Source organism: Kluyvera sichuanensis, from assembly GCF_014218705.1.
Taxonomy (GTDB): Bacteria; Pseudomonadota; Gammaproteobacteria; order Enterobacterales; family Enterobacteriaceae; genus Kluyvera; species Kluyvera sichuanensis.
The window spans coordinates 1-13,025 of sequence record NZ_JABBJF010000016.1; the positions used below are offsets into that span (position 1 = coordinate 1).

At 55.3% G+C, this 13,025-nt stretch carries 12 protein-coding genes and 1 riboswitch; of the genes, 4 read left to right on the top strand and 8 right to left on the bottom strand.

Features of this window, described 5'->3' with window-relative positions:
• A partial coding sequence (locus HII27_RS27180; RefSeq protein ID WP_223883238.1) for a hypothetical protein occupies positions 1 to 244 on the top strand: 244 nt, incomplete at its 5' end.
• Positions 245 to 310: 66 nt separating this feature from the next.
• Here HII27_RS27180 and murI read toward each other — a convergent pair.
• On the bottom strand, positions 311 to 1,168 hold the full coding sequence (murI, locus tag HII27_RS15740; RefSeq protein ID WP_185668781.1) for a glutamate racemase: 858 nt from the start codon (positions 1,166 to 1,168) through the stop codon (positions 311 to 313).
• On the bottom strand, positions 1,113 to 2,981 hold the full coding sequence (gene btuB / locus HII27_RS15745) for a TonB-dependent vitamin B12 receptor BtuB (RefSeq protein ID WP_185668782.1): 1,869 nt from the start codon (positions 2,979 to 2,981) through the stop codon (positions 1,113 to 1,115). Before btuB ends, murI begins: the two co-directional genes overlap by 56 nt.
• A 65-nt stretch (positions 2,982 to 3,046) precedes the next feature.
• A riboswitch (cobalamin riboswitch) is annotated at positions 3,047 to 3,233 on the bottom strand.
• Positions 3,234 to 3,347: 114 nt separating this feature from the next.
• On the opposite strand from btuB, the gene trmA reads away from it, so the two are divergent.
• Complete coding sequence (trmA, locus tag HII27_RS15750; protein ID WP_185668783.1) at positions 3,348 to 4,448, top strand: tRNA (uridine(54)-C5)-methyltransferase TrmA; 1,101 nt, start codon at positions 3,348 to 3,350, stop codon at positions 4,446 to 4,448.
• A 34-nt stretch (positions 4,449 to 4,482) separates the two neighbouring features.
• Here the strand turns inward: trmA and HII27_RS15755 are convergent, their stop codons facing one another.
• Together HII27_RS15755 and fabR are read right to left on the bottom strand one after the other, a co-directional pair.
• Positions 4,483 to 4,839: a YijD family membrane protein gene (locus HII27_RS15755; RefSeq protein ID WP_185668784.1), complete on the bottom strand. Its 357-nt coding sequence runs from the start codon at positions 4,837 to 4,839 to the stop codon at positions 4,483 to 4,485.
• Between the two features lie 15 nt (positions 4,840 to 4,854).
• Positions 4,855 to 5,490 (bottom strand): HTH-type transcriptional repressor FabR, encoded by a 636-nt coding sequence (gene fabR, locus HII27_RS15760; protein ID WP_185668785.1) that lies wholly within the window; start codon positions 5,488 to 5,490, stop codon positions 4,855 to 4,857.
• A 197-nt stretch (positions 5,491 to 5,687) separates the two neighbouring features.
• Between fabR and sthA the strand changes: the two genes are divergently transcribed.
• Positions 5,688 to 7,088, top strand: a complete 1,401-nt coding sequence (gene sthA, locus HII27_RS15765; RefSeq protein ID WP_185668786.1) for a Si-specific NAD(P)(+) transhydrogenase — start codon at positions 5,688 to 5,690, stop codon at positions 7,086 to 7,088.
• Here the strand turns inward: sthA and oxyR are convergent.
• The 4 genes from oxyR to argC all read right to left on the bottom strand — a co-directional run bounded on the left by oxyR (position 7,071) and on the right by argC (position 11,571).
• Positions 7,071 to 7,988 carry a DNA-binding transcriptional regulator OxyR gene (gene oxyR, locus HII27_RS15770; protein ID WP_185668787.1) on the bottom strand — a complete coding sequence of 306 codons (918 nt, stop codon included), beginning with the start codon at positions 7,986 to 7,988 and terminating at the stop codon, positions 7,071 to 7,073. The genes sthA and oxyR overlap by 18 nt on opposite strands.
• 308 nt (positions 7,989 to 8,296) lie before the next feature.
• Positions 8,297 to 9,670 (bottom strand): argininosuccinate lyase, encoded by a 1,374-nt coding sequence (gene argH / locus HII27_RS15775; protein ID WP_185668788.1) that lies wholly within the window; start codon positions 9,668 to 9,670, stop codon positions 8,297 to 8,299.
• 110 nt (positions 9,671 to 9,780) lie between these two features.
• Complete coding sequence (argB, locus tag HII27_RS15780) at positions 9,781 to 10,554, bottom strand: acetylglutamate kinase (RefSeq protein ID WP_185668789.1); 774 nt, start codon at positions 10,552 to 10,554, stop codon at positions 9,781 to 9,783.
• Positions 10,555 to 10,566: 12 nt separating this feature from the next.
• Positions 10,567 to 11,571: an N-acetyl-gamma-glutamyl-phosphate reductase gene (gene argC / locus HII27_RS15785; protein ID WP_185668790.1), complete on the bottom strand. Its 1,005-nt coding sequence runs from the start codon at positions 11,569 to 11,571 to the stop codon at positions 10,567 to 10,569.
• Positions 11,572 to 11,724: 153 nt separating this feature from the next.
• On the opposite strand from argC, the gene argE reads away from it, so the two are divergent.
• On the top strand, positions 11,725 to 12,876 hold the full coding sequence (gene argE / locus HII27_RS15790) for an acetylornithine deacetylase (RefSeq protein ID WP_185668791.1): 1,152 nt from the start codon (positions 11,725 to 11,727) through the stop codon (positions 12,874 to 12,876).
• Positions 12,877 to 13,025: the final 149 nt, after the last annotated feature.

Here is a 13,025-nt window from a genome sequence, read left to right on the forward strand (position 1 = left end):
ATTCATTTATCGTCTTGCGACGTTAAGAATCCGTATCTTCGAGTGCCCACACAGATTGTCTGATAAATTGTTAAAGAGCAGTGCCGCTTCGCTTTTTGTCAGCGGCGCGGGATGTGCATATTACGCTTTCCCGCTTGAGAGTCAAGCATTTATTTTCGCTTTCGTCTCTCGAGATTCTCAGGAGAACCTCGCTGACCCGGCGGCTTGTTTGCCGTTGTTCCGTGTCAGTGGAGGCGCATTATAGGGAGTTCTGAGACGTTGACAAGCCCTGTTTTAAAAAAACTTTTCAACCGTCTCTTTTTTGCTCAAATCAGGCTGAGACAGGCAGTTTTTCGAGCGTTTCAAAGCCGTAACGCTGTAAAACGGGTAAAAGTTGCTCAGTTTCTGTCGTCAACGCCATGCAGTAAGCCAGATTTGCATCGCTGGATTTCGCATCCGGCGCTTCATGTTCCAGCAGCCAGGCAGTACGACGCGCAATTGCCGCACCGGAATCCACTAATCGGGTACCTTCGGGAAGCACCTGCAGCAACTCATCCTGTAATAGAGGGAAGTGAGTGCAGCCGAGCACGACGGTATCCGGCGGTTCCTGCATACGCAGCCATGGACGCAGAATACGGCGCAGCTCTTCCAGAGGAACCGGCTCACCGTGCAGCTTCGCTTCCGCCAGTTCCACCAGCTCGGCAGAACCCAGCATCTCGATGCGGCATTCATTGGCAAAGCGAGCAATCAGCTCATGGGTATAAGGACGTTTGACCGTACCCCGCGTTGCCAGTAAGCCCACAATACGGTTAGCCGACAGACGCGCTGCCGGTTTGATAGCCGGTACAACGCCCACAACCGGGAAGGCAAACTTGTCACGCAGCGCGGGCAAAGAGACCGTACTGGCCGTGTTACAGGCAATCACCGCCAGGGAAAGCGGGTAACGCGCCTGTACCGCAGTGACAATTTCAACGACGCGCTCAACGATAAACTCTTCGCTCTTCTCCCCATAGGGGAACGCGACGTTATCGAAGGCGTAGATGTAATGGAGATCCGGCAAGAGATGCCGGATCTCATCATAGACCGACAGCCCACCGACACCGGAGTCAAACACCAGTACGGTAGGACGTGGTTCAGAAGGTGTAGCTGCCAGACAAGGTGTATTCCCGCCCTGCAGTTGCGTAGCCATAAACTGTCTCGTAATCTTTATCGAACAGGTTGGCTATTTTACCACGAACTGTCAGGTGTGAGGTGATTGGATATGAAGCCGATACGTCAACAGTGCTGTAGCTCGGTAAAACTTGCTGCGTTGGGCTGTACTGGGACGTGTTATTGTCGTAGCGCTTCCCATAATATTGCCATGAAACATCCATATCGACATTGAACATCGTCCAGTCCAATTGATACTTCGCCTGGCGCTTTGAACGACGTGCAAGCACTTCACCATTTTCGTCATTGCGCGGATCCACATACTGCAGGGTCACGCGGTGGCTGAAGATTCCAGTGTCTACGTTCCCTGTCCACTCGACGCCTTTAATGGTCGCCGAGTTGATGTTGCCATATTCACTCACATAGGTAACAGGGTCAGTATAGTAGGTAATTAGGTTAGCAATCTTGTAATGGTATGCCGAGAGTCGCCAGTCAAGCGGTCCGGTTAGCCCCTCTAACCCAGCCTCCCACTGCTTTGACTCTTCCGGTTTAAGATCCGGGTTGGATTTGATGTCAAAACGTGTGGAACCAAACTGCTGGCCTAATGATGGCGCAAGGAAGCCAGTGCCATAAGAAAGCGTTGCCCGATAGTTCTCAACAAACGCCCAACCAGCGGTAGTCTGCCAGGTGCCGTGCCAACCGAACTGTTCATCATGATCTTCTCGGCCCGAGGCCTCAAGCGTGACGCTACCGAACTGTTGTTGCCCTGCCAAATAGAGTCCCGTGTTATCACGGTTATAGCTGTCCGAGAGTTTCGTGCTGGAAGAGGTCAAACGCTGCTGCTGCCAATCAACGCCCGCACTGATGGAGCCCTGGCCAACCTGAACATTATTACCCCACTGCAGATTGCGCTGCGTCATGTTGTCCAGCGTCGTACCATCGCTGTATCGACCATAGATACTGCTGTAGTTGTAATCCTTTACCTTCTGGTAGCTGGCAATCAACTGAGACGAGTAAATCCCCGAGTTGAATTTCAGTCCCGTATCCCAGGATTGGTTATAAAGTTGTTCTTCATCCGCACTGTAGTCTTTATATTTCGGAGGGCTTCCCAGATCGTAATCAACGTTGTTGGTATAGCTATGCCCACGGAAAAAGCCGGACAAATTGTCGTTAAACTTATGCTCCAGGCTACCCCAGAATGTCTTATTGCGGAAACCATCGCGATCGCTATCATGATCCCAGCTTGAGCCGGGTTGCACGTTAAAGCCCTTTGTACTCTCATACGAACCCGCAACCGTCGCTACCGTATCACCAAAGCGCTGACGCAGTGTGCCGTCATACTTCTGATATCCCTTCGACCCCATCCCGGCATCAATTTTTGACTCATCGGTATCAGAATGCGTAATGATGTTAATCACGCCCCCCATCGCACCGGAACCATAAATAGCCGAACGCGGGCCACGGATATATTCCACTCGTTGTACTAATGAGAGAGGGATCTGATTCAGGTCTGGAGTATTAGAAATACCGGGACGGCTCATTGGGATACCGTCAATCAGCACTAGTACCTGACGAGTTTCCGTGCCGCGAATAAAAAGCGAAGAGGATTGGCCCATACCGCCATATTGCGCGATATCAACGCCGGGCAGACGGCGCATCACGTCATTCAGATTCTTTGCCTGCCAACGATTTATATCATCACGGGTCACCACATCCATTGGTGCCAATACAGTATCAACGGGTTGCTGAAAACGATTTGCAGTGATAACCATCGAGTCGGAATTGCTGTCTTGCGCCCAGCCGGAAAATGCCGTGACGGATAACGCCGTCATCAGCGAAGCTTTTTTGATCATTTTTAAAAGCATCCAAATAGAAAAGGGATGCCGCAGGTTTTATCCGTTGCTCGCGACGATAAAACCCCATGCGACGTTATCCGGCAGGTCTTCGGGCTTGGAGGTTATATAAAGAGGCGATGACTTCCCACGGCACGCCGCAGTGTCTGCATTGAATGCACTCATCTCTTACCTTCCTTACCGCTGCGCGTCAGCCCCAGATTTACACTGGGTTCCCTTTTAACTCACAGGACCGGTACAAGGATGCTACATTTAGTTACATATGGATGTCCAGACTGCTATTTATGATTTTCACCGTCATCGGCGCTGGACATCCCCTGAACAAGCCCTACAATCCCCGCGTACTTTTATTATTCAGGATGCCTCATGACCCCCGAACATCTCCCAACCGAACAGTACGACGCTCAGCTCGCCGAGAAAGTCACTCGCCTGCAAACGATGATGACGCCGTTTAGCGCACCTGCGCCGGAGGTGTTTCGCTCGCCGGTCAGCCACTACCGGATGCGCGCAGAATTCCGCATCTGGCACGACGGTGATGACCTGTACCACATCATGTTCGACCAGCAGACCAAGAACCGCATCCGCGTAGACGCCTTCCCTGCGGCAAGCCAGCTTATCAACACGCTGATGACCGCCGTGCTTGATGCCGTGCGTGATAACCGCGCGCTGCGCCACAAGCTGTTCCAGATTGATTACCTCACGACGCTGAGCAATCAAGCTGTCGTCTCGCTGCTGTACCATAAAAAGCTCGATGACGAATGGCGTGAGCAGGCCGAAGCGCTGCGTGACGCGCTGCGCGCACAGGGTCTGAACGTGCACCTGATTGGTCGTGCGACCAAAACCAAAATTGAGCTGGACCAGGACTACATTGATGAACGCCTGCCGGTTGCAGGCAAAGAGATGATCTACCGTCAGGTGGAAAACAGCTTTACCCAGCCGAACGCCGCCATGAACATTCAGATGCTGGAGTGGGCGCTGGACGCTACGCAGAATTCACACGGCGACCTGCTGGAGCTGTACTGCGGTAACGGTAACTTCTCGCTGGCGCTGGCGCGCAACTTTGACCGCGTTCTGGCGACTGAAATTGCCAAACCGTCCGTGGCTGCCGCACAGTACAACATCGCCGCTAACCAGATAGACAACGTGCAGATCATCCGCATGGCGGCAGAAGAGTTTACTCAGGCGATGAACGGCGTGCGGGAATTTAACCGTCTGCAGGGCATTGACCTGAAAAGCTATCAATGTGAGACGATTTTCGTCGATCCGCCGCGCAGCGGGCTGGACAGCGAAACCGAGAAGATGGTGCAGGCGTATCCGAACATTCTGTACATCTCCTGTAACCCAGAGACGCTGTGTCAGAACCTGGAAACGTTAAGCCAGACGCACAATGTGACACGCCTGGCGCTGTTCGATCAGTTCCCGTATACCCATCATATGGAATGCGGTGTGCTGTTAACGAAGAAGTAAGACTGAAAGTAGGCCGGTTCATCCGGCCTACAACTTATTGCTGTTCCTGCTTGCGGCTCCGCAACTTCACGCCAATCCAGAAGACCATCGCTACCGAGAGTACCGCCGGGAAGAAGTTAGAACCGATATCCGGGTACTCCGCGCGCACCACGGTACTGTACAACAGCACGCCAAGAATAAAGCAGGCGGCCGCCAGGCCCGGTAACCCGACCGGCATCGTACGATTCTGGTAACGTTGATGCAGGCAGTACACCGTCAGCACCAGCGCAATAATAGGGAATATAGAGAAAGGCACGATGGAGCTGAACAGTGCCGCAAACGTCCCGTTAATCGATAAGCCAGCCAACAGCGCCAGCAGCAGCGTACCTTTATCTTGACCTGACTGTTTCATTGCTCGTCTACCACCTTATTCGGACTGATGTGTCATCTTCTCTTGTTCACGGCGATACCAGTAGTATGCGCCCTTGGAGATCATCCGTAACTGCAGCACCAGCCGCTCTTCCAGCTGACGGCGCTGCTCAGGGCTTACATCCAGAGCCTCTGCACCCGCGCTAAATACAATAGTCACCATCGCCTCAGCCTGCGCTTCCGTGAACGCACGAGGCATATGGTTTTCGATTTCCAGATAGTCGGCAAGTTCCGCGATAAAATGCTGAATTTCGCGGGCGACCGCGGCACGAAATGCCGCAGAGGTGCCAGAACGTTCGCGCAGCAGCAGGCGGAAGGCGTTCGGGTTATTGCCGATAAATTCCATAAAGGTTGAGACGGAGGTGCGGATAACGCTGCCGCCTTTGGCGATACGCTGGCGCGCCTGGCGCATCAACTGACGCAGCATCAGGCCGCTCTCATCGACCATGGTCAACCCAAGCTCATCCACATCGCGGAAATGACGATAAAAGGAGGTTGGCGCAATCCCTGCCTCGCGCGCCACTTCGCGCAGGCTCAGGCTGGCAAAGCTACGTTCGGCACTTAATTGACTAAATGCCGCTTCCACCAGCGAACGCCGGGTTTTTTCTTTTTGTTGCGCTCTAACACCCATCACGATGACTGAATCCTTCCACAAGCCGTGCTGGCACTATACCAGAGATTAAAACGAATCGACTTACGCAGCTTTGTTAATGATTGTTTACATGCTATTTATGCTATTTCGTATGAAAAAAGCCCAACGATAATTGGGTTATTACTTCGATGATGTTATGATTCTGTTGCTTTTATGTATAAGAACAGGTAAGCCTTACCATGCCACATTCCTACGATTATGATGCAATAGTAATTGGTTCCGGCCCCGGCGGCGAAGGTGCTGCTATGGGTCTGGTGAAGCAAGGAGCCCGTGTCGCCGTTATTGAGCGTTATCATAACGTCGGCGGCGGCTGTACCCACTGGGGTACCATCCCGTCTAAAGCCCTTCGCCACGCCGTTAGCCGTATTATCGAATTCAACCAGAACCCTCTCTACAGCGACCACAGCCGACTTCTCCGCTCCTCATTTGCCGACATCCTGAATCATGCCGATAGCGTAATCAATCAGCAAACTCACATGCGTCAGGGCTTTTATGAGCGTAATCACTGTGAAATGTTGCAGGGTGACGCCCGCTTCGTCGATGAGCACACCATCGCGCTGGAGTGTCCGGACGGTTCTGTCGAAACGTTCACCGCCGATAAGTTCGTGATTGCCTGCGGCTCACGCCCGTATCGCCCAGCCGACGTCGACTTTACCCACCCCCGCATTTACGACAGCGACTCGATTCTCAGCCTGCACCACGAACCGCGCCACGTGATTATCTACGGCGCAGGGGTTATCGGCTGCGAATATGCGTCTATCTTCCGTGGAATGGAGGTTAAGGTTGATCTGATCAACACCCGCGACCGTCTGCTGGCCTTCCTTGACCAGGAAATGTCAGATTCGCTCTCTTACCACTTCTGGAATAGCGGCGTCGTCATTCGCCACAACGAAGAGTACGAGAAAATTGAAGGCGTGGACGACGGCGTGATCATGCATCTGAAGTCCGGCAAGAAGCTCAAAGCGGACTGCCTGCTGTTCGCCAACGGTCGTACCGGCAACACCGATTCGCTGTCGCTGGAAAACATCGGGCTACAGGCCGATGGCCGCGGACAGCTGAAAGTGAACAGCATGTACCAGACCGCGCTGCCGCACGTCTATGCCGTCGGTGACGTTATCGGTTATCCGAGCCTGGCTTCAGCGGCCTATGATCAAGGCCGCATTGCCGCGCAGGCGTTAATGAAAGGTGAAGCCAGCGCACATCTGATTGAAGACATCCCGACCGGTATCTATACCATTCCGGAAATCAGCTCCGTCGGCAAAACCGAACAGCAACTGACCGCGATGAAAGTGCCGTATGAGGTAGGTCGTGCACAGTTTAAACACCTGGCCCGAGCGCAAATAGTCGGTATGAGCGTGGGAAGCCTGAAGATCCTGTTCCATCGGGAGACCAAGGAGATCCTCGGTATTCACTGCTTTGGCGAGCGCGCGGCCGAAATTATTCATATCGGCCAGGCGATTATGGAGCAGAAAGGTGGTGGTAACACCATTGAGTACTTCGTCAACACCACCTTTAACTACCCAACCATGGCGGAAGCCTATCGGGTAGCGGCGCTAAACGGCTTAAACCGCCTGTTTTAACGCGCTGTCAAAATGGCCGTCCATCGTTTCGCGGACGGCCTCTGCCAGCTGCTCATAGCGGCCACGTAGAGGCGATCCCGGGCGATAGACCAGGCCAACGGTGCGGCGTGGTTCTGGCTTAATGCACGGCAGGTACACCACGCCATCGCGTTTGCGTTCCTGCGGCACGGCGAGTGCAGGCAGCAGCGTAATCCCGCTTCCCGCCGCCACCATATTGCGCAGCGTTTCCAGGCTGGTTGCGCGGAAATGCGTATCTTCATCCGCACCCGCCTCAAAGCAGAAGCCCATCGCCTGGTCGCGCAGGCAGTGCCCGTCTTCCAGCATCAGCAACTTCTCACCGGCCAGATCCGACATCGGCACGCGATCGCGCTCCGCCCACGGGTGATCGGCATAGATCGCCAGCATCATCGGCTCGTCGAACAGCGGCACCTCAATAAAGGCTTCACTCTCTTTCACCAGCGCCAGAATCGCACAGTCCAGCTTACCGCTGTCGAGCTGCGCCAGCAGTTGATGGGTTTGCGCTTCATGCAGGTACATTTCGAGCTTCGGGAAGGTCTGGTGCAGCATGGGAATAATATGAGGCAGCAGATACGGGCCAACGGTTGGGATCAGGCCGATATGCAACGGGCCGGACATTGTCTCCCCCTGCTGGCTTGCCATCTCCTTCAGCACTTTGACCTCGCGTAACACGGTACGCGCCTGATCCACCAGCAGCAGCCCCGCCTGGGTGAACAGCACTTTGCGGCTGGTACGCTCCAGCAGCATGACGCCCAGTTCATCTTCCAGCTTACGAATCTGCCCGCTCAGGGTTGGTTGGCTGACATGGCAGGAATCTGCCGCCCGGCGGAAGTGCCGGTGTTCAGCTAACGCCACCAGGTATTCAAGATCACGAATATTCATTATTCATCCTCCATCGCCACGATAGTTCATGGCGATAGATAGAATAGCAATGAATGATTATCCCTATCAAGCGTTCTGTTCAATAATACACCACAGAAACAGGTGACCCTTGTTTAACCCTTGAAGTCGTCACACTGATTCGGAGTTTCTCTCAAACTCGACAAATAAAGCCAACATGAACGTTTGCGGGCCCCGTGCCCGCTTTTTTTTGGCCGTAAAAAACCCGGCGTCGCTGCGCTCGGCCGGGCTACATGCTCCCCTCGCCCTGTGGGAGAGGGGTTGGGGTGAGGGCATCAGCCCGCAGAGAATTAACCCAAGCGCACCTTCGCGTCGCTAATCGCCTGCGCTACCTGCTTCGGCGACACGCCGCCTTTTGCTGCACGCTTATCAAGGCAGGATTGCAGCGACAGAATTGGGTAAACATCGTCGCCAATCACCGCGCTGAATTTTTGCAGGTCAGCCAGCGCCAGATCCTCCAGCGGTTTGCCCTGAGCAATGGCCTCGACCACCGCTTCGCCCACGATATGGTGCGCTTCACGGAACGGAACGCCTTTCGCCACCAGATAATCCGCCAGCTCGGTGGCATTCGCATAGCCCTGCTGCGCCGCTTCCTGGCAACGTGGACGCTTCACCTGAATACCGTCCAGCACCAGCGCCGCCATATGCAAGCAGTCCATCCAGGTATCGAGCGCGTCGAATACGCCCTCTTTGTCTTCCTGCATATCTTTGTTATAGGCCAGCGGCAGGCCTTTTAAGGTCATCATCATGCCGGTCAGCGCACCCTGTACGCGGCCACACTTACCGCGGATAAGCTCGAGCGCATCCGGGTTTTTCTTCTGCGGCATCAGGGAGGAACCTGAGGTCACGCGGTCAGACAGCTCAACAAAGCCCGCTTCACCGGTATTAAAGAAGATCAGATCTTCAGCAAAGCGCGACAGGTGCACCATGCCGATGGACGCATCAGACAGCAGTTCCAGCACGTGGTCGCGGTCAGAAACGCTGTCCAGGCTGTTACGGGTGGCGGACGCAAAGCCCAGCCAGCCCGCCAGCTGTTCACGATCGATTTCATAAGCGGTACCCGCCAGCGCGCCGCAGCCCAGCGGGCTCACGTCCAGACGCTTGAGGGTATCCTGCAGGCGGCTTTCGTCACGCGCCAGCATCTCAACGTAGGCCAGGCACCAGTGCGCAAAGGTCACCGGCTGCGCACGTTGCAGGTGCGTATAGCCCGGCATCACCGCATCCTGGTTGGCCTGCGCGGTGTCGACCAGCGCGCTTTGCAGCTGGCGGATGGCCGTCAGAAGTTCAGCAACGGTATCTTTGCACCACAGCTTGAGGTCGGTCGCGACCTGGTCGTTACGGCTACGGCCGGTGTGCAGCTTTTTACCCAGCTGGCCCACTTTGTCGATAAGCTTGCCTTCTACCCAGCTATGGATATCTTCGGCATCGCTTTGCAGAATCTGCTGCGGGTTTGCCCGCACTTCTTCCAGCAGCACGCCCAGCGCGGCTTCCAGTTGAGATTGCTCTTCCGCCGTCAGAACGCCGACCGTCACCAACGCTTTGGACCAGGCAACAGAGCCAACGATATCCTGCTCCGCCAGGCGATAGTCAAAGCGTAAAGAGTCATTGAACTGTTTGAACCGCTGATCCGCTGCCTGAGTAAAACGCCCGCCCCAAAGTGCCATAACATGCTTCCTTAAATTCGTTTATTTTTGCCGGGTAGTCTCCGGCCTGAAAACAACCCTCACCCCGGCCCTCTCCCTGAGGGAGAGGGCTAGGGTGAGGGGAAAATCACTTAAGCCAGAATACGCGTGCCAATCGGTGTGCCGTTAAACAGCGCCGGCAGTTGCTCCGCGTGACGCCATGAGGCGATATCCACCGGGCGACCCAGGGTACGTGCCGCATCAAGCGCCGCGTTCACCTTCACAATCATCCCGTCGGTAATAATGCCCTGCTCGATCAACTGTTCCGCCTTCGCTGCGGTCATTTCCGCGATACGCTGGCCTTTACCGTCGAGAATGCCGCTCACGTCGGAGAGCAGAATCAGGTCTGCGCCAAGCGTAGCCGCCAGCGCGGTTGCCGCCTGGTCAGCGTTGACGTTCATCAGTTGCCCTTCGGCGGTCACGCCGATAGAGCTCACCACCGGCAGGAAACCACCTTCCAGCAGCAGATTAATCAGTTTAGGCGAACCCGGCTGCGCCAGACCCACGTGGCCCAACTCTTCATCCAGTTTGCTCACCTGCACGCTGTCGCCGTCGCCGAGGAACAGGCCAACGGAGGCGATATCATGCTTCTTCGCCCATGCCAGCAGCGTTTTGTTGGCTGTACCCGCCAGCGCGCCGGTAATAATGTCGATTTGATCGGCAGGCGTGACGCGCAGACCATTTTTCTTTTTCACCGGCAGATTGAGCTGTTTCATCAGCTCATCCACTACGCAGCCACCGCCGTGGACAATCACCAGCGGGCGCTGATGCGACTCGCGGTAGTTCACCAGTGCGGTAAACAGACGCTCCAGCGCCTCTTCGCTATCCAGTAACACGCCGCCCAGTTTGATAATTAATGGATTCATCGTCGTCACACCTTAAATAAGAGACTGCGTCTCAGCGAAGCCGAAACGGATATTGGCGCACTGCACGGCCTGTGCGGCAGCGCCTTTCAATAGGTTGTCTTCGGTCGCCACGACGATCAGGTGCTCGCCCTGCACGGCAAAACCGATATCGCAGAACGGCAGGCCGACCACATTTTTCAGTGCCGGAACGCCCTTCTCGTATAAACGTACCATCGGCTTGTCACCGTAGGCCTGTTGTAAGGTTTCTGCCACCTGCGCGTGGGTCACACCCGGCTTCAGACGACAGGTAATCGTCTCCAGAATACCGCGCGGGAAGTTGCCCAGATGCGGGGTGAAAATCACCTCTGCGCCAAGGTGGCTGGCGATTTCCGGCTGATGGCGATGAGTGAACACGCCGTACGGCTGTAGACTGACTTCGCAGAAGCTATTAGAGATAGCGGCTTTGCGCCCGGCACCGCTCACGCCGGAAGTGGCGTTGATCACTGGCCACTGGTTGAGATCCAGGAGATCGGCATCAATCAGGGGTTTCAGAGAAAGCTGCGCCGCCGTCGGGTAACAGCCCGGCACCGCAATCAGGTTCGCCTCTTTCAGCGCCTCGGCGCTCCACTCGGCCAGGCCGTACACCGCCTGCGCCAGCAGCTCAGGATGCTGATGGGTAAAGCCGTAGTATTTTTCATAGAAGGCGCCGTCGTTGACGCGGAACGCACCGGAAAGGTCGAACACCACGCAGCCTGCCGCAAGGAACTGCGGGGCCAGATCGTGACTCACTTCGTGGGCGGTCGCCAGGAACACCACATCAACACCGGCGCTGAATTCGCTGATGTCGGACATCGGCTGCAGCGGCAGATCGACAATCCCTTTCAGCTGTGGATGCAAATCGGAGATTAACTTTCCTGCATCATTGCTTTGCGCTGAGACCGTCAAAGCGGTTATGTTCATATGAGGATGGCGATTTACATAGGTCACAAGCTCTGCGCCAGCGTAACCGCTCGCGCCCACAATCAGCGTATTCAACATCGGGGCTGCTCACCTTCTTATGTCTGTTTGCCTGATTAAGCGTTTTCTATTCACCCTACCGTTGGTGGGTTTTCTTACGCCTAATGATAATGTATTTTTATTCACAAATACTGCATGAATATTGATACTATCATGACCCGAGGTGTGTCAACAATGAAAAACAATTTACCCCCATTTATCGAGATTTACCGTGCGTTGATCGGCACTCCTTCCATCAGCGCAACCGAAGAAGCGCTCGATCAGAGCAATGCGTCTTTAATCACTCTGCTTGCTGACTGGTTTGCCTCGTTAGGCTTCAACGTTGAGGTGCAGCCGGTTCCCGGCACGCGCAATAAATTCAACCTGCTGGCCAGCACCGGACACGGCGCGGGCGGCCTACTGCTGGCCGGTCATACTGATACCGTGCCGTTCGACGACGGGCGCTGGACCCGCGATCCGTTTACCCTCACCGAGCATGACAACAAGCTCTACGGTCTGGGTACCGCCGACATGAAAGGCTTCTTCGCCTTTATTCTGGATGCGCTGCGTGATGTTGACGTGACGACGCTGAAAAAGCCGCTCTATATCCTGGCCACCGCCGATGAAGAGACCAGCATGGCGGGGGCTCGCTACTTCTCCGAATCCACCGAACTGCGCCCGGACTGCGCCATCATCGGTGAACCAACTTCACTGCAGCCAGTGCGCGCGCACAAAGGTCATATGTCGAACGCCATCCGCGTGATGGGCCAGTCTGGCCACTCCAGCGACCCGGCGCGCGGCGTCAATGCCATTGAGATCATGCACGACGCGATTGGCCGCGTGATGCAGTTACGCGACTCGCTGAAAGAACGCTATCACTACGACGCGTTTACCGTACCGTATCCAACGCTCAACCTCGGTAGCCTCCACGGCGGCGATGCTTCCAACCGCATCTGCGCCTGCTGCGAGCTGCACATGGACATCCGTCCGCTGCCGGGAATGACCTTGAACGATCTGAACGGCCTGCTCGATGAAGCCCTTGAGCCAGTCAGCACGCAGTGGCCGGGCCGCCTGACCATTAGCGAGCTGCATCCGCCGATTCCAGGCTACGAATGCCCGCCGGATCACCAGTTGGTTCAGGTGCTGGAAAAACTGCTCGGTACCAAGACCGAAGTGGTGAACTACTGCACCGAAGCGCCGTTTATCCAGACCCTGTGCCCGACCATCGTTCTCGGCCCAGGCTCGATTAACCAGGCGCACCAGCCGGACGAATACCTGGAAACGCGCTTTATTAAGCCGACGCGCGAGTTAATTACCCAGGTCGTGCATCACTTCTGCTGGCACTAATGAATTTTGCCCGGTGGCTTAATGCTTGCCGGGCCTATCCTGTCAGTAGGCCGGATAAGCGCAGCGCCATCCGGCACCTTTCCGCTCCCCCGTTCCCGCGATCTCCTTCACATTTTCATAAGCATTTCTTATCTGGCACGATACGAATT

What these genes read in the sequence shown, in the direction of transcription:
- btuB (WP_185668782.1), bottom strand. Translation starts at nt 2,981, where the DNA reads ATGATCAAAAAAGCTTCGCTGATGACGGCGTTATCCGTCACGGCATTT.
- argB (WP_185668789.1), bottom strand. Translation starts at nt 10,554, where the DNA reads ATGAATCCATTAATTATCAAACTGGGCGGCGTGTTACTGGATAGCGAA.
- HII27_RS15755 (WP_185668784.1), bottom strand. Translation starts at nt 4,839, where the DNA reads ATGAAACAGTCAGGTCAAGATAAAGGTACGCTGCTGCTGGCGCTGTTG.
- oxyR (WP_185668787.1), bottom strand. Translation starts at nt 7,988, where the DNA reads ATGAATATTCGTGATCTTGAATACCTGGTGGCGTTAGCTGAACACCGG.
- sthA (WP_185668786.1), top strand. Translation starts at nt 5,688, where the DNA reads ATGCCACATTCCTACGATTATGATGCAATAGTAATTGGTTCCGGCCCC.
- argE (WP_185668791.1), top strand. Translation starts at nt 11,725, where the DNA reads ATGAAAAACAATTTACCCCCATTTATCGAGATTTACCGTGCGTTGATC.
- murI (WP_185668781.1), bottom strand. Translation starts at nt 1,168, where the DNA reads ATGGCTACGCAACTGCAGGGCGGGAATACACCTTGTCTGGCAGCTACA.
- argH (WP_185668788.1), bottom strand. Translation starts at nt 9,670, where the DNA reads ATGGCACTTTGGGGCGGGCGTTTTACTCAGGCAGCGGATCAGCGGTTC.
- argC (WP_185668790.1), bottom strand. Translation starts at nt 11,571, where the DNA reads ATGTTGAATACGCTGATTGTGGGCGCGAGCGGTTACGCTGGCGCAGAG.
- trmA (WP_185668783.1), top strand. Translation starts at nt 3,348, where the DNA reads ATGACCCCCGAACATCTCCCAACCGAACAGTACGACGCTCAGCTCGCC.